Origin of the sequence: Candidatus Paraluminiphilus aquimaris, assembly GCF_026230195.1 — a bacterium.
GTDB classification, from domain to species: Bacteria; Pseudomonadota; Gammaproteobacteria; order Pseudomonadales; family Halieaceae; genus Luminiphilus; species Luminiphilus aquimaris.
Window position 1 is genome coordinate 1,388,003 of record NZ_CP036501.1, and the last position, 14,840, is coordinate 1,402,842.

At 53.6% G+C, this 14,840-nt stretch carries 14 protein-coding genes; 10 read left to right on the top strand and 4 right to left on the bottom strand.

Annotation, left to right across the window (positions count from 1 at the left end; translation table 11 throughout):
• Positions 1 to 2: 2 nt before the first annotated feature.
• Positions 3 to 956, top strand: coding sequence for a DHH family phosphoesterase (locus tag E0F26_RS06390; RefSeq protein WP_279240837.1), 954 nt, complete (start codon positions 3 to 5; stop codon positions 954 to 956).
• Position 957: 1 nt separating this feature from the next.
• Here E0F26_RS06390 and E0F26_RS06395 read toward each other — a convergent pair whose 3' ends face one another.
• Positions 958 to 1,629 carry a TetR/AcrR family transcriptional regulator gene (locus E0F26_RS06395; RefSeq protein ID WP_279240838.1) on the bottom strand — a complete coding sequence of 224 codons (672 nt, stop codon included), beginning with the start codon at positions 1,627 to 1,629 and terminating at the stop codon, positions 958 to 960.
• A 154-nt stretch (positions 1,630 to 1,783) separates the two neighbouring features.
• On the opposite strand from E0F26_RS06395, the gene E0F26_RS06400 reads away from it, so the two are divergent.
• From E0F26_RS06400 to E0F26_RS06440, 9 genes are all read left to right on the top strand, one after another.
• Positions 1,784 to 3,574 carry an acyclic terpene utilization AtuA family protein gene (locus tag E0F26_RS06400; protein WP_279240839.1) on the top strand — a complete coding sequence of 597 codons (1,791 nt, stop codon included), beginning with the start codon at positions 1,784 to 1,786 and terminating at the stop codon, positions 3,572 to 3,574.
• A gap of 1 nt (position 3,575) precedes the next feature.
• On the top strand, positions 3,576 to 5,198 hold the full coding sequence (locus E0F26_RS06405; protein WP_279240840.1) for an acyl-CoA carboxylase subunit beta: 1,623 nt from the start codon (positions 3,576 to 3,578) through the stop codon (positions 5,196 to 5,198).
• Positions 5,199 to 5,200: 2 nt separating this feature from the next.
• Complete coding sequence (locus E0F26_RS06410) at positions 5,201 to 6,004, top strand: enoyl-CoA hydratase/isomerase family protein (protein ID WP_279240841.1); 804 nt, start codon at positions 5,201 to 5,203, stop codon at positions 6,002 to 6,004.
• Positions 6,005 to 6,006: 2 nt separating this feature from the next.
• Complete coding sequence (locus E0F26_RS06415; protein WP_279240842.1) at positions 6,007 to 8,010, top strand: acetyl-CoA carboxylase biotin carboxylase subunit; 2,004 nt, start codon at positions 6,007 to 6,009, stop codon at positions 8,008 to 8,010.
• Positions 8,007 to 9,158 carry a nitronate monooxygenase gene (locus E0F26_RS06420; RefSeq protein WP_279240843.1) on the top strand — a complete coding sequence of 384 codons (1,152 nt, stop codon included), beginning with the start codon at positions 8,007 to 8,009 and terminating at the stop codon, positions 9,156 to 9,158. The genes E0F26_RS06415 and E0F26_RS06420 overlap by 4 nt, the downstream gene beginning before the upstream one ends.
• Complete coding sequence (locus tag E0F26_RS06425) at positions 9,158 to 9,955, top strand: TIGR03084 family metal-binding protein (RefSeq protein ID WP_279243202.1); 798 nt, start codon at positions 9,158 to 9,160, stop codon at positions 9,953 to 9,955. Before E0F26_RS06420 ends, E0F26_RS06425 begins: the two co-directional genes overlap by 1 nt.
• 66 nt (positions 9,956 to 10,021) lie before the next feature.
• Positions 10,022 to 10,690: a hypothetical protein gene (locus E0F26_RS06430; RefSeq protein ID WP_279240844.1), complete on the top strand. Its 669-nt coding sequence runs from the start codon at positions 10,022 to 10,024 to the stop codon at positions 10,688 to 10,690.
• 178 nt (positions 10,691 to 10,868) lie between these two features.
• Positions 10,869 to 11,672 (top strand): enoyl-CoA hydratase/isomerase family protein, encoded by an 804-nt coding sequence (locus E0F26_RS06435; protein ID WP_279240845.1) that lies wholly within the window; start codon positions 10,869 to 10,871, stop codon positions 11,670 to 11,672.
• Positions 11,673 to 11,704: 32 nt separating this feature from the next.
• Entirely contained in the window at positions 11,705 to 12,922 is a 1,218-nt protein-coding gene (locus E0F26_RS06440) for a serine hydrolase domain-containing protein (protein ID WP_279240846.1), read from the top strand.
• A 31-nt stretch (positions 12,923 to 12,953) separates the two neighbouring features.
• Here the strand turns inward: E0F26_RS06440 and E0F26_RS06445 are convergent, their stop codons facing one another.
• The 3 genes from E0F26_RS06445 to E0F26_RS06455 form a co-directional block, all read right to left on the bottom strand.
• Entirely contained in the window at positions 12,954 to 13,760 is an 807-nt protein-coding gene (locus E0F26_RS06445; RefSeq protein WP_279240847.1) for an enoyl-CoA hydratase-related protein, read from the bottom strand.
• 110 nt (positions 13,761 to 13,870) lie between these two features.
• Complete coding sequence (locus E0F26_RS06450) at positions 13,871 to 14,095, bottom strand: helix-turn-helix transcriptional regulator (RefSeq protein ID WP_279240848.1); 225 nt, start codon at positions 14,093 to 14,095, stop codon at positions 13,871 to 13,873.
• Positions 14,096 to 14,200: 105 nt separating this feature from the next.
• Positions 14,201 to 14,590, bottom strand: a complete 390-nt coding sequence (locus E0F26_RS06455; protein ID WP_279240849.1) for a DUF6249 domain-containing protein — start codon at positions 14,588 to 14,590, stop codon at positions 14,201 to 14,203.
• Positions 14,591 to 14,840 lie beyond the last annotated feature (250 nt).

Here is a 14,840-nt window from a genome sequence, read left to right on the forward strand (position 1 = left end):
ACATGGATTACGATGTTTTTAATGGCGATGCGGACGGTATTTGCGCACTAATCCAGTTGCGCCGCGCTGATCCGAGGCCCAACGCTGAGCTTGTTACCGGTGTTAAACGCGACATCCAATTACTCGAGCGTGTTCCCGGTGTGGCCGGCGGACAGGTCACTGCACTAGACATCTCTTTCGATAAAAATCGGGATCACGTGAGTCGATTGCTCGACGCGGATGCCAAGGTCTTTTTTTGCGATCACCATTTTGCGGGTGACATTCCGCAACACCCTTTATTAGACGTATTGATTAGTCCCGCTCCCGAGGTTTGTACCAGTGCACTCATCAACGGACGGTTACGAGGGCGTTTTACCGAATGGGCTTGTGTTGGTGCGTTTGGGGACAATTTCGATTCAACGGCTGACAAGCTCATTGAAAATCTCGATATCACTGTCGATCGCGATGCACTGCGGCAGCTGGGTGTGTGCGTAAATTACAATGCGTACGGTGCAAGTCTCTCTGATCTTCATTTCGCACCTGCTGAGCTTTACCAACGCATGGCTCAGTTCGACACTCCCTCAGTGTTGATCGAGGAGGATGGCGCCCTATTCGAGACATTGACCGATGCTTATACGCAAGATATGCACGCCGCGAACACGGCGCCTCGTGCAGTGGAAGACGATGACATTGCCGTGATTTCACTACCTGACGCGGCTTGGGCGAGAAGGGTCAGCGGTGTGTACGGCAACGACCTTGCTAATCAGTCTCCGGGCAGGGCCCATGCCGTGCTTACTGACATAGAAGGCGGCTACTTAGTCAGCGTGAGAGCCCCGCTCAATAATCGTTCAGGTGCCGACGCGGTATGCCGGCAATTTGAGACGGGCGGTGGTCGTGCAGCTGCTGCGGGGATTAATAAGTTACCGCACGCTGAGCTGGGTAGGTTTATTGATGCGCTTCGCGCACAGTGGAGCTAGTTCACCAGCGCGTAATCTCGTTTTCTAAGCGACGTAGCAGTTCAAGCGCTGCATCTTTCGACCCGACTTCTTGCTTGCTCGGCTTATGTTTTAAGCGATAGCCGTCGAATAAGCTAAGTAAGTTGTCTACGACGCGCGTGTCGAAGGGTTTATTGCGCAGCACCAGTGTTCGTGCAGAGTGCTCTAAGGTGCCATAAAATACGTCGCGCATTTGCCATACAGGTGTTGCCGCCTCCAGTTCGCCCGATGTGATTCCTCGTTGCATAATGAGGTCAAACACCCGAACGTATTCCCTGATCTGAGGTAATTGCCGTCCCGGTTCACCATGGCGCTGACGCGCGCGCGAGGTGATTTCAACAATCTTAAAATCGTCAATCAGTGAGCTTAAGTGGTAATTCGCCAGTTCGGTTAGTTGCTGACTTAGGGGCGCATCAGCTGTAATTGCGGCTTTGGCACCTTTTGTAAGCTCGCGCCAAAACCGGTCTACAACAGCTTCTAAAAGTTCATGCTTATTCTTGTAGTAGAGGTAGACCGTTCCCTCCGCGACATCGGCCCGTCGCGCAATTTCAGCCATGCGAGCACCGTCGACGCCGGACTCACCAAAGAGTGAGGTAGCGGCTGCAAGGATCGCCTCCTCGCGCGCTTCAAGTCTCTGTCGTTGGGTATCGCCCAAAGTACCGCCTTTTTCAGTTTGTATCGCAGGCAGATGACGGCCTAAGTGCAGTCACCTCATATTGCTTGCTGTAATTTTTAATAACACCTATAGTCAATGAGTATGCCTCATTATTAATGAGGCGCAATCATTTTTGCGGGAGGCTTCGGCTAAAGTGGCAAATAAAACAATCAAAATTGGCGGGGCGACAGGGTTTTGGGGTGAGACGGATATGGCCATGGCGCAATTTTTGCGCGAGGGTAACCTTGACTACATCGTCTTTGACTATCTCGCCGAAATAACGATGTCCATCATGGCGAGAGCTCGGGCCTCAGATCCAACGCTGGGTTATGCGTCCGATTTTGTATCGGCCATCGTGAAGAGGAATCTCGAGCGTATTGCGGACGCTGGCATCAAGTTGATTAGTAATGCTGGGGGAGTGAATCCGGAGGCCTGTGGTGAGGCACTTCGCAAGGTTATCAGTGATGCAGGATTGGACCTGAAGGTTGTTGTCGTGACCGGTGATGACTTGATAGCTGATCTGGACCGATTGGCGGCGAGTAACGCTTCCGAGATGTTTACGGGCGAGACATTTCCACCAAGAGAGAAAATTGCGAGCGCGAATGCCTACATTGGCGCCTTTCCTATTGCTGCGGCCTTAAATGCAGGGGCTGATATTGTTGTCACGGGTCGGTGTGTGGACAGCGCCGTGACACTCGGTGCGTGTATTCACGAGTTTGGTTGGTCAGCCGACGAGCTCGACAAGTTGGCTGCAGGCTCTGCAGTGGGACATCTGATCGAATGTGGCCCTCAGGCGACTGGCGGTAACTTCACGGACTGGGAGCAAGTTGCTGGATCACTGCATGAGGTGGGCTACCCCATCGCTGAGGTTTATGAAGATGGCCGTTGCGATATTTATAAGCCCGAAAAAACAGGTGGGATTGTTAATCGCGGCAGTGTGGCTGAGCAGTTGCTCTACGAAATTGGCGACCCTGCGGCGTATATATTGCCGGATGTAATTTGCGACTTTACACAAATTCAGCTTGAGCAAGTTGGGCCCGACCGCGTGCAAATGACAGGCGCAAGGGGTCGGGGTGTTCCATCGACGTACAAGACAAGCATGACCTGGGCAGATGGCTTCAGAGCGGGTTCCACATTTTGGTACGTGGGTCGGCGCGCCGCGGACAAAGCCCGTATTTTTGCCGATGAGGCCGTGGCGCGTGCACGCAGAAAGCTGACGGCAATGGGCGCCGACGATTTTGACGAGATCGCTATTGATATCGTTGGTGAGGAGCATTTTTGGGGTGCACATTCAGCGGTATCTGACACCCGAGAGGTAGCGTTAAAGGTCGCCTGTAAGCATCAGGATGCCCGAGCTGTGGGTCTCTTCTTGCGAGAGATGACGGGCTGCGCACTGGGTGCACCTGCCGGGATGGCCTTTTTTGCGGGTGCCCGGGCAAAGCCCTCTCCCGTTATTCGCTTGTTCTCATTGCTGGTCGATAAGTCATCACTCGCTCTCAAACTTGTCAGTGACGATGGCGAGTTCGACTTTACGCCGCCCGCGACGCGAACAGATGTTCTCGCCGCCAATGCGGATCCCATTCCACAGCCAACGAGCACTACTGACTTGATTGACGTGCCCTTAGAAACACTGGCGTGGGGTCGGTCTGGTGACAAGGGAGATAAAGCCAATATCGGAATCATTGCGAGAAAGGCGGAGTACTTACCTTGGATTGCTCAAGCGCTTACCGCCGACTATGTGCGTGACCGCTTTGCTCATTTCATGACAGAACCTGCTATCGATCGTTTCTACATGCCCGGGCTGCCGGCATTGAACTTTTTACTCCACAACGCGCTTGGTGGAGGCGGTATTGCCAGTTTGAGAAACGATCCTCAGGCAAAGGCCTACGCGCAAGTTCTACTGGATACTCCCATCTCTATTCCTCACCATTTGCTGGAGGCCTGATATGACAACGTTGACCTCAACTGTTCAGCCATCGAGCGACAGTTTCAAAGAAAACAGAGCGAGCATGTTTGAGCTCATTGAACACTGGCGTGGACTCGAACAACGCACGATTGACGCTTCAAATAAGCGACTGAAAACCTTTAAGTCTCGGGGTCAGCTCTCACCGCGTGAGCGACTCGAGCGACTGCTTGATCCGGGCATGCCGTTTTTGCAGATGCACTCTATGGCCAACTACTGTGTTGAGAATCCGGATCGCGAGACGAGTGTGCCCGGGGCCTCCGTTATCGTGGGAGTTGGGTTTGTCGAGGGCGTGCGTTGCATGATCTGGGTTGACGACTCAGGGATTTCAGCCGGTGCAGCGACAGAATCTACAGGGTTTGTATCGACCTCCATCCTCGAGATGTGTATGCGACAAAAGTTACCGGTAATCCATTTGGTCGAGTCCGCCGGTGCAAACCTTCTGAAGTACAAAGTCGAATTGTGGTCTCGGTTTGGCAATGTGTTTAGGGATCTTGCAAGGCTGTCAGCTGCGGGCATTCCCACCATGGTGGTTTTACACGGCGGCTCCACGGCGGGAGGAGCCTACATGCCTGGCATGTCTGATTACGTTATAGGCGTTAAGGAAAACGGTATGGCCGCCCTTGGTGGTGCCGCTCTCGTTAAAGCCGCGACGGGTGAAGAAGCCAACGACCGCGAGCTAGGCGGCAGCGAAATGCACGCGAGTGTCTCCGGTGTGGTGGAGTACCTGGTGGAGGACGATGCCCACGGGATTCTCAAGGCGCGCGAGGTGATGAAAAGCATCGATTGGAATAAGCGTGTAACGACTGTCGTGCGACGACCTTATGAGCCACCCAGGTATCCAGCTGAAGAGCTTGCAGGTGCGATTCCAGTTGATCCCAAAGTGCCTTACGACTTCCGGGAAGTGCTGACTAGGATCGTTGATGACTCTTGCGTGGAGGAGTTTAAGTCACGCTATGGCGTCTCCACGGTATGTGGTTATGCCTCCATCACGGGCATTAGCTTTGGCTTCATTGGTAACAACGGACCGATTGACCCCAATGGAGCGACGAAGGCTGCACAGTTCATACAGCTTTGCGACGCGGCTGACATGCCTATTTTGTTCTTCAATAACACCACCGGCTACATGGTGGGCACCGAGTACGAGCAGGCCGGAATGATTAAGCACGGTGCAAAGATGATTCAAGCCGTCTCGAATGCGCGGGTGCCCAAAATCTCACTCTATATCGGCGCAAGCTTCGGTGCCGGAAATTACGGAATGTGTGGCTGGTCGTACCAGCCCGATTTCTTATTCGCGTGGCCGAATGCTCGCACCGGTGTCATGGCGGGACAAAGCGCCGCCGATACGATGTCTGAGGTGGCTCGAGTGGGTGCCGCGAGGAAGGGGCAAGAGATTCCAGAGGGGGTGCTGGAGCAGCAAGCAGCCACCATTCGTGCGCACTTTGACGCACAGGAAGATGCCTTCTTTACCTCCGGCCGCGTACTTGATCACGGCATTATTGATCCGAGAGATACGCGAAAGGTCTTGGCATTTTGTTTGGAGACAGTGCTTGAGAGTCGTTTGAGAGAGACAAGAGCCAACGCCTTTGGCGTTGCGAGGATGTGATCATGGCGACACTACCTGAGACAAAAACTCTCGCGCTTGAGCTCGATCAGGGATGGCTTACCGTTTGGTTTAACCAACCTGAGCGACGCAATCCGCTAACGGATGAGGCCGTGGAGGACCTGGCGACCGTCATCACGTCGATTGCTCCGCAACGTGATATTCGCGGTATGACCATTCGCGGCAAAGGTGGCTTTTTCTGCGCGGGCGGCGATCTCAAGGGCTTTAAGGCCCTGGCATCTGGCGAGAACGACGCCTCGATGACCATGAGTCGTCGCATTGGCGATGTGCTTGCCGATCTTAATGCGCTACCGCAGGTGACCGTGGCGGTCATCGAGGGTGCAGCTATGGCAGGCGGCTTGGGTGTTGCTTGTTGTTGCGATGTCACGATCGGTATGAAGGATGCAAAATTTGGATTCTCTGAAACCCGCATCGGCATAACACCTGCCCAAATCGCGCGATATGTTTTACAAAAGTGTGGGTACTCAACAGGTCGTCGTCTCATGGTGACGGCCGCGCGCTTCAAAGGGGAAGAGGCGGGTAGATTGGGTGTCCTCGATTTCGTGGCTGAAACTGCCGAGGATCTGGCTTCAACAGAAAAACGTGTGAAGCAAGACGTACTCGAATGCGCTCCCGGTGCAGTGGCTGCCTGTAAAGCGTTAATTATTGGTATGCCCGGTACGCCGGATACGGAGAAGGTCGAGTTCGCCGCACAAAATTTCAGCGGATGCTTGCAGGGTGATGAGGGTAAAGAGGGCGTTGCCTCCTTTCTCGAGAAACGAAAGCCCAATTGGCACACGGAGATCTAAAGATGAAAGCATTAACGACATTACTCGTTGCCAACCGCGGTGAAATCGCCGTAAGAGTTATGCGCACCGCCAAAGCGATGGGTATGAAAACCGTAGCTGTTTATTCAGAAGCTGATGCAAACGCTCAGCATGTACGCGAGGCTGATCAGTCTGTCTGCATTGGTCCCGCTCCGGTTACCGAATCTTACCTGCAAGTCGATGCGATACTCGATGCGGCTGCACAAACGGGGGCAGATTGTATCCATCCTGGCTATGGTTTCCTGTCCGAGAACCAAGCGTTTGCATCAGAGTGTGAGGCACGCGGTATCGAGTTTATTGGCCCACCAAATGCGGCTATTGAGGTGATGGGCGATAAAGCGCGAGCAAAACGCGCGATGATCGAGGCCGGTGTCCCATGTGTGCCCGGTTACCAAGGCGATGATCAATCGGTTGAAACGCTGGTGGCTGAGGCGACGCAGATGGGTATGCCGGTAATGGTCAAAGCGGCAGCCGGTGGTGGCGGTCGTGGTATGCGACTCGTCAATGATGCCTCTGAACTTGAGTCAGCGATTGATCTCGCCCAGTCAGAAGCTCAAAACGCGTTTGGCTCGAGCGAGCTGATTATTGAAAAAGCGGTCATGCGACCACGGCACGTTGAGATTCAAGTTTTTGCAGATAAGGCGGGTAACACCGTTTATCTCGGCGAGCGCGATTGCTCCATTCAGCGGCGACACCAGAAGGTGGTGGAAGAGGCGCCTTGCCCTGTTATGACGCCTGAACTCAGAGAGGCCATGGGGCAAGCCGCGGTGGATGCGGCTAAGGCGGTTGACTATGTGGGTGCTGGCACAGTGGAGTTCTTACTCGACGAGGCCGGTGAGTTTTATTTTCTCGAAATGAATACGCGCCTTCAGGTCGAGCATCCGGTGACCGAGATGGTGACTGGCTATGACCTCGTCGAGTGGCAGATTCGTGTTGCCCGAGGTGAGGCGTTACCCGCCGAGCAAGACGACATTGAGCTTTTTGGTCACGCCATAGAGGTTAGGCTCTATGCTGAGGACCCTGCAGCGGGTTTCCTGCCAAGCACGGGTCAAATCAAACTCTTTACGCAGCCACAGGGCGAGGGTGTTCGTGTGGATGCAGGTGTGGAAACGGGTGACGAGGTAACACCGTTTTACGACGCGATGGTCGCCAAAATCATCACTTACGGCGAAACACGTGAAGACGCTCGCATGAAAATGCGCTCCGCCCTTCAAAAAACGGCACTTTTTGGCCCCGAGAATAATCGTGATTTCCTGATCGATGTCATGGATAAAGATGAATTTATTCGAGGCGATGCGACCACCGCATTTATTGGTGATAACTACGGCGAAGCGTTCTCTCCGAGGGCGATCGACTCCTCAGACCTGGCGGTAGCTGCTGCAACTCAACATGTCGTGGCTATGGAGACGCATCACAGCCAGGCGGCCTCAGTAAACGAGGAGCTGCTTGACTGGGTTTCGATGGGGCGCGTCACCGACACAAAGTGTTACGAAGCCAATGGTGTGCCTCAGGAAGTGACATTGATTCCTTTAACTATCGGTGAGTACGAAGTGTCAGTAGGTGACAAGACACATCACGTCACTGTAAGCGAGATGGGTGAGAACGACTTGTCTGCTGAGGTGGATGGACTGATGCAGCGCTATCACTACGTTAGCGAAGCTCCGGCTTCGCTATACCTCGCTTCGAGTGACCGCTCAGCATTATTGGCCGACAGCACGCGCATTCCACCAGAAGCAGAGGATGCTGCTGGCGGAGGAACCATCGCGGCACCTATGCACGGTCAGCTGCTTTCTATCGATGTTGAGACGGGTGCACGTGTTAGTAAGGGCCAGCGAATAGCTGTACTCGAGGCCATGAAAATGCAGCACGAGTTGACCGCGCCCGGTGACGGTACGGTCGTCGATATTGCGGCTGTGGCGGGTAAGCAGATTGGTGCGGGCGACCTGATTATGGTGCTGGAACTAGAGGGTCTGGAGAGCGAAGAATGAGCGCGTCTCTAACCACAACATTTGATATCGAGTTTCCACTCTTTGCCTTCAGTCACTGTCGCGATGTGGTGGCAGCCGTCTCGCGAAACGGTGGATTCGGTGTATTGGGCGCTGTTGAGCTAACCCCGGAGGAGCTCAGGGTGGAGCTTGATTGGATAGTCGCTCACACGAACGGTCGTCCCTTTGGGCTGGACCTAATCGTTCCGAATAAAGTTGAGGGACGGGGAGAGCAGATCTCGGATGAGGCGATGATTGCACGCATCCCCGACGAGCATCGGGAATTTGCCGCTGCGGTACTCGATGCTCAAGGTATTGACGCCGGTGATCTTGATGAACGACGCAAGGGCCAGCTGACTTTTCACCACAATGTAAGTGGGGATAAAACGGACGCCATGTTGGCAGTGGCGGCTGAGTATCCCATCGCATTACTTGTGAACGCATTGGGGGTTCCACCCCCTGAGATGTTCGATTTCGCACGGCGCCATAACATCAAGGTTGGGGCGTTAGTTGGGACCGTAAATCACGCTTTAAATCAGGCTCGCGCAGGCGTAGATGTACTCATTGCGGCGGGCGGTGAAGCGGGTGGGCATTGTGGCGCGGTAAGCACGATGGTGTTGATACCCGAGGTGTGCCGTGCGTTGCACCAGCACAATTTAGAGGTTCCTGTGCTTGCAGCGGGCGGCATTGCAACGGGTGAGCAGATGGCGGCGGCTATGGCGATGGGCGCAGAGGGGGCATGGTGTGGCAGCGTTTGGTTGACCACAGTCGAAGCTGAGACAACGCCGACGGTGAAAGCGAAGATGCTGCAAGCGTCTGCGAGCGATACGGTGCGAGCGAAATCTCGAACGGGCAAACCGTCGCGACAGTTGCGTTCCGTCTGGACCGACGCTTGGGAGAGGGTTGATGCACCTGCACCTCTCCCCATGCCCTTACAAGGGCTGGTGTCTGAGCCAGCACTTAAAAAGGTCGATGCGGCTGCCGCAGCAGGTCACCGAGGTGCAGAGGCTTTGGCAACCTACTGGGTTGGGCAAGCGGTGGGCCTCATGAATGAGGAGCGCTCCGTTGCTGATGTCATGATGGAGTTTAAAAACGAGTATTTAGAGGCCTTTCAGCGTGTTGAGAGGTTCTTGGTGGGAGTGGGTGAGTGATGCAACAGGCAAACGATTTTCGTGAGGAAAGCCTCACGCTGAAGGCTGTAATCAAGGATCTCGACGATGGGGCCTTTGAGGCGGTGACACAGTTCAAGGGTTGGACCATTAACGATGTTTTCCGGCACCTCCACTTTTGGAACAAAGCTGTGATGGTGGCGAGTCAGGGGGAAGAGGCCTTCGGTGAATTCTTTCAAGGCGTTGGTGCCCACATGACCAAGGGCGGTTCTCTACCGGAGTACGAAAAGCAATATCTCGAGGGGTTGAGTGGTGGGGCTTTGCGTTCAGCGTGGTCTGACTTGGTCGATGAGACGGCGAATGCGTATGCCGCCATGGATCCAAGTGCTCGTGTGCCTTGGGCGGGTCCAAGTATGAGTGCACGTTCGTCTATCTCTGCTCGGCAGATGGAGACTTGGGCTCACGGGCAAGAGGTCTTTGATGCGCTCGGCGCTGACCGTTGTGAGCACGATAGGATCCGAAATATTGTGGTCTTGGGTATTAATACTTTCGGCTGGACCTTCAAGGTACGTAATGAGGCGCCGCCTGAGCCTATGCCATACGTAGAATTGGTCGCTCCCAGTGGTGAGCTTTGGACCTACGGTGACCTGCAAGAGGACAACTTCGTGCGTGGTGCCGCGGTCGATTTTGCTCGAGTTGTCACCCAGACACGTAATGTGGCCGATACGGCGTTGACGGTGATGGGCGACCCCGCAGAAACATGGATGTCAAAGGCACAGTGTTTTGCAGGCGCAGCAAATCCCCCCCCGGCTAAGGGCTCGCGCTTCAAAGTCGCGTAACCAGCATTGAAAACGGTTGTTATTCAGTCCGCCCCCCCAACGCGACCCGATTGGGTCGAAGGCTGCATGGCGGGTGTCAAGCAGTGGGCTGAAAATAATGACTTTGAGTACAACTGCTTGGCCGATGAGTTCTTTGACGTTTTGCCCATCGGGTACAGACAGAAGCTGGAGGGTAGAGGGCCTATCCTCGCCGACCTAGCCCGCTTGATCCATGCAAGAGCCGCGTTACAGGACGGTTATGAAGCCGTGGTTTGGTGCGATTCAGATACGCTCGTCATTGAGCCTGATTGGCAGCCCACCACGCCTTCCCACAGCATCTTTGGCCAGGAGCTCTGGCTACAGCGGGATAAAGCAGGGCGCTTAGAAATACGTAAGCAACCGCACAATGCCTATTTCATGTTTACGGCGAGCTCCCCTGTGCTCGACTTTTTGATACACACGGTCGAGTCGATTATCCACCGCGCAGATCCAGCGCACATAGCGCCCCAAATGGTCGGGCCAAAGCTGTTAAAAGCCCTCAATACGTTTGCCGATTTTGATCTGGAGCCGGGTGCAGGTGCGATGAGCCCATTACTCAGTGAGTCCTTGCTGAACGATCAGAGCGATATTACTTCCTACTTTAAGGCGGCTCAGCAGACCGCACCGAAACTCATAAATCTTTGTGCGAGTTTAGTGGGGGCCGATTCCTTGGATATCGATAAACTCAAGCTAAGCGTCAGACGCGCCTTGTGGTAACGAGAAGTGATCGATTCAAGACACCACTTTCTTTTGGGGTCCGGATCGCTTGATACTTCAGGCGGTTGAGTGAATCGAATACCAAGCGCTGGCAATAAGCTAATATGAAAACGCCGGTGAGGAAGTTGACGTAGAGATCAGTGGTGCTGACCGTGCCACACAATAATAGAGAGCCATTATGTCCACAGTTGAAGAGAGGTCGCTGATAAAGCTAAACGTCGAGGCCGATGTTGCAACGATCGTCTTGAATCGTCCCGATGTAAGAAACGCGCTAAATCGGCAGCTAATGATCGATTTGATCGACGTCGCCCAGTCCGTATCCGACCGAGAGGATATACGTGCGGTTCTGCTTACCTCAGAGGGCCAAGATTTTTCGGTTGGTGCCGACTTAAAAGAAGTCGCTGGTATGGACCCTGCAGGTTCTCTCCTACGTGCGCGCCGAGACGCCGAGTTGGGTCGAAAGCTGTTGACGACCATTAAAAGTATCCACCAACCAACGATTTGCGCCGTAAGAGGGGTTACCACGGGTGGTGGTGCCTGTCTCGCTGCCGCCTGCGACTTTCGCATTGCGAGTCAGAGTGCTCGCATAGGCCTTGGTGAGGTGAAGGTGGGAATGAACCTTATGTGGAATGCCGTCCCATTATTTGTGGAGTTGCTGGGTCTATCACGGGCAAAGCGCCTCATCATGTCGGGCGACCTGCTCGGTGCCGAGACGCTGGAGCAGTGGGGGCTGCTGGATGAGGTTTGTCCGGACACTGAGCTTAAAAACGTCGCTGTTCAATGGGCTCGTCAATACGCCGACCTGCCACCCGTTGCTGTGCAAATGATCAAGCGCAGTGTGAATCAATATGCTCTCGCTTTAAGCGAGGCAGTAATGCACATGGATGAGGATCAGTGGATCTTGGCTGCGCGCAGCGACGACTTTAAAGAATGTGTTAGCGCTTTCGTTGAGAAGCGTACTGCTAAGCCGACAGGTTTCTGATCACCCAACCTATAAAACACAGGTAAAACAAAATGAGTGAACGCATTGTCTCGGGCTATTGCGACCCCAGGTTCGCCGCTATCGAAGACGAACTTTCGAAGGCCATTCAGAGCGGTTTCGATACGGGTGCCTCCGTCGCCATCGAGTATCAAGGCGAGATGGTGGTTAATCTATGGGGTGGTTACAAGGATCGACAGCGAACGCAACCTTGGCTTGAAGACACCATTGTGAACGTTTTTTCGACCACCAAGGCGATTACCGCTACCTGCATTTTGCAACTTATCGAGCGTGGGAAATTGGACCTGAACGCCCCTGTCTCGGATTACTGGCCTGAATATGGCTGCAAGGGTAAAGAAGCGACAAAGGTGAGCGATTTTCTATGTCATCGCGCAGCTATGCATGGGTTTCAGGGGGGGGTTCCACAGTTTGACTACCGTGATTGGGACAAATGGACTGCGGCCCTTGCGGCACAGGCGCCTTTTAGAACGCCCGGTACCACTCAGGGGTATCACGCACTGACTTACGGTTGGTTGGTGGGTGAATTAATTCGTCGTGTAGACGGTAGGAGCGCTGGTAGATATTTTCGCGAGGAGATTGCAGAGCCGCTTTGCCTTGATTTTCACATTGGCTTAGACGAAGCGGCGATGGCGCGTTGCGGCGACATTTTGGTCGATTCGTCGCCCAAACCTTGGGCGTTGATGGCCCTCACCTTGGTTCCCGATTTCTTGTTGTCACCGCAGTTGCGTCACGTAAAAAAATACGTGCGCTTGGGCGATATGAAAGTTGCCTTTTCGTCGAGAGGGAGTTCGACCGGCGGGTTCGAGATGAACACAGAAGAATGGCGGCAGGCGGAGATTCCCTCTGCCAATGGTCATGGAACAGCCGCGGCCTTAGCGAAGTTGTTTGGTGTGCTCAGCACAGGTGGTGAACGAGATGGTCATAAAATCATGGATCCAGAGACCATTGAGCTCGCTGTTACTCCCCTTTCCGAGGGTCCAGACACCGTTATTCTGGGGGCTCCGATCCGCTTTGGCGTAGGCTACGACCTCGGCCTTGGTACGACCACGATAGGCTCGGAACCACATCCTGACCGCCTCTTTGGGCACTGCGGTATTGGCGGCACAGTGGCGTTTGGTGATCCCGAGCATGGGTTGGGTTACGGATTCTTATGCAACCGAATGCATAACCCTAGAATGCTTTATCGCACGTCGAATCAGTTAACCAAAACGCTACTGGAGATCGTTGGTTGAGTTGACCTCGGGCGTTTACACGTTGGGAGAATTAACTTACATCGCGAAAGTTTGGTTTGCGTTTTTCGATAAAGGCACGAACACCCTCTGCGACATGGGGGAAGTCGAATAACATCCTCTGAGTTTCCTTCTCGTATTCTAATTGTTCACTCAAGGTGTTGGAGAGAGCGCGGTCATGAGCCTTTACGACAGCCTTTAAACCAATTGTTGGGCCATCTGCGAGACGCCCTGCAATCGTTTGAGCTTTCGTGAGAAGTTGGTCATCGGGCACACAGTCCCAAATAAGCCCCCAATCCTTTGCAGTCGCAGCGGGCAGGTCATCTCCGAGCAGCGCTAAACCGTTGGCACGGGCTCTACCAACGAGATTGGGCAGGAACCAAGATGCACCCATATCGGGGATGATTCCCAAATTGGGGCCAAAGACAAGTTTGAACTTGGCCGATTCGCTGGCGATGGTAATGTCGCCTGCGAGCGCCAGGCCAACGCCGCCACCCGCCGCGATACCGTTGATAGCAGTCACGACAGGCTTTGTGGATTGAGAAACTGCTTTCACAAGCGGGTTGAACCCGCGATCCATACTAGCCGCCGTCGCCTCGCCTGCAGATAAACCTTTGGGCGATGGCCAGCTCTTGCTGTCGAGGTCGGCTCCTGCACAGAATGCGCGTCCTGAGCCAGTAATGACGATCGCCCGAACGTCTTTGTTTGCTCGCGCATCGTTCAGTGCGCTGAGTAAATTCATGGTTAGCGTTTCGTTGAGTGAATTGAGAACTTCTGGCCGGTTGAGCGTGAGGGTAAGGACACCGTTGTCGGCAAGGTCTGTAAGCAGGGTAATTGACATAATTTACTGGTTCTTTCTGTTGTTTTACCCCGTCAACTTTAATCAGCTATGGTTATGAGGACCAGTTATTTGGCGCCTTACTGACCATTGAGTCGGCCGATTGACGCTGTTTAAGATTCGGCCCGTGGGAGTCGGAACAGGTCCTCAACTGAGCACCCAAGTGTCCGAGCGATTTTGAGCGAAAGGACGGTTGACGGCACATACATGCCATTTTCGATCGCGTTAATGCTTTTACGTGAGACACCGGCAAATTTGCTGAGCTGTGCCTGCGTTAGATTTGCTTCACGCCGCTTAGTCTCGAGGTTGTTGAGCAGTTTTGGGTGGTGTTTTCCCATAATAAAAGCCTTTAGCTATCTCGAAAACATGCGATTCAGGTGGCTCGCCGCCAACCACTGGATGCGCTCAACGACGGCGAGTTAAGTCGCATGTGTGTAGGGTGCTTATCGCTCCTCGAAGTCTTCAACAGCCTGATTGATTTCATTGCTGGACGGTGGGTAGAGGTAACCTGCGGCCGTAATGCCAAAGCCGATAAAACCGACGAGTGCGCCGGCGGCCTTGAAAAAATTGCCAAACGCATAAAAACCCAGGGCGTAAATACCCAGTCCGACAAATAAGGTGATGAGACCACCTCGCCGGTAATCGGTTGGTTCTTCTTTTTTTTCATCGAGCATCTTGAGCAGTTCATCGAGCTTATCGGGATCGTCGATGGTGCGAGATATCTCTAAGATCGTCTCTCGACGCTCTCTGCCTTCTTGGTATTGCCAGAAGAAGACTGACAACGGAATGATGAGGCCGGTCAACATGCCAAATATTGGAATTAGTTCGCCCATTTGATTACTCCTCAATACTCAATATGTAACGTAAAGGTATCATTTCATGGTTGGGAAGTAAACGTTACATTTCTCTCGGCCATCAGGCCATCAAAATGGACGCACATTTCGAATCAATTTAGTGCTTTTTAACAAACGAAGGGACGCCGACAGGGTCGCAATACGCGAAGTCTGTTTGAAATTATGGTAATGCGTCGGATCTTCCCTTGATTCATAACCACCCTTTGCTGTCCTTTTGCTATGGTCGCGT

Bases quoted from the DNA above. Each gene is read 5' to 3' on its own strand.
- E0F26_RS06390 (WP_279240837.1), top strand. From the start codon at position 3: ATGGATTACGATGTTTTTAATGGCGATGCGGACGGTATTTGCGCACTA.
- E0F26_RS06405 (WP_279240840.1), top strand. From the start codon at position 3,576: ATGACAACGTTGACCTCAACTGTTCAGCCATCGAGCGACAGTTTCAAA.
- E0F26_RS06410 (WP_279240841.1), top strand. From the start codon at position 5,201: ATGGCGACACTACCTGAGACAAAAACTCTCGCGCTTGAGCTCGATCAG.
- E0F26_RS06415 (WP_279240842.1), top strand. From the start codon at position 6,007: ATGAAAGCATTAACGACATTACTCGTTGCCAACCGCGGTGAAATCGCC.
- E0F26_RS06420 (WP_279240843.1), top strand. From the start codon at position 8,007: ATGAGCGCGTCTCTAACCACAACATTTGATATCGAGTTTCCACTCTTT.
- E0F26_RS06425 (WP_279243202.1), top strand. From the start codon at position 9,158: ATGCAACAGGCAAACGATTTTCGTGAGGAAAGCCTCACGCTGAAGGCT.
- E0F26_RS06430 (WP_279240844.1), top strand. From the start codon at position 10,022: ATGGCGGGTGTCAAGCAGTGGGCTGAAAATAATGACTTTGAGTACAAC.
- E0F26_RS06435 (WP_279240845.1), top strand. From the start codon at position 10,869: ATGTCCACAGTTGAAGAGAGGTCGCTGATAAAGCTAAACGTCGAGGCC.
- E0F26_RS06440 (WP_279240846.1), top strand. From the start codon at position 11,705: ATGAGTGAACGCATTGTCTCGGGCTATTGCGACCCCAGGTTCGCCGCT.
- E0F26_RS06445 (WP_279240847.1), bottom strand. From the start codon at position 13,760: ATGTCAATTACCCTGCTTACAGACCTTGCCGACAACGGTGTCCTTACC.
- E0F26_RS06450 (WP_279240848.1), bottom strand. From the start codon at position 14,095: ATGGGAAAACACCACCCAAAACTGCTCAACAACCTCGAGACTAAGCGG.
- E0F26_RS06455 (WP_279240849.1), bottom strand. From the start codon at position 14,590: ATGGGCGAACTAATTCCAATATTTGGCATGTTGACCGGCCTCATCATT.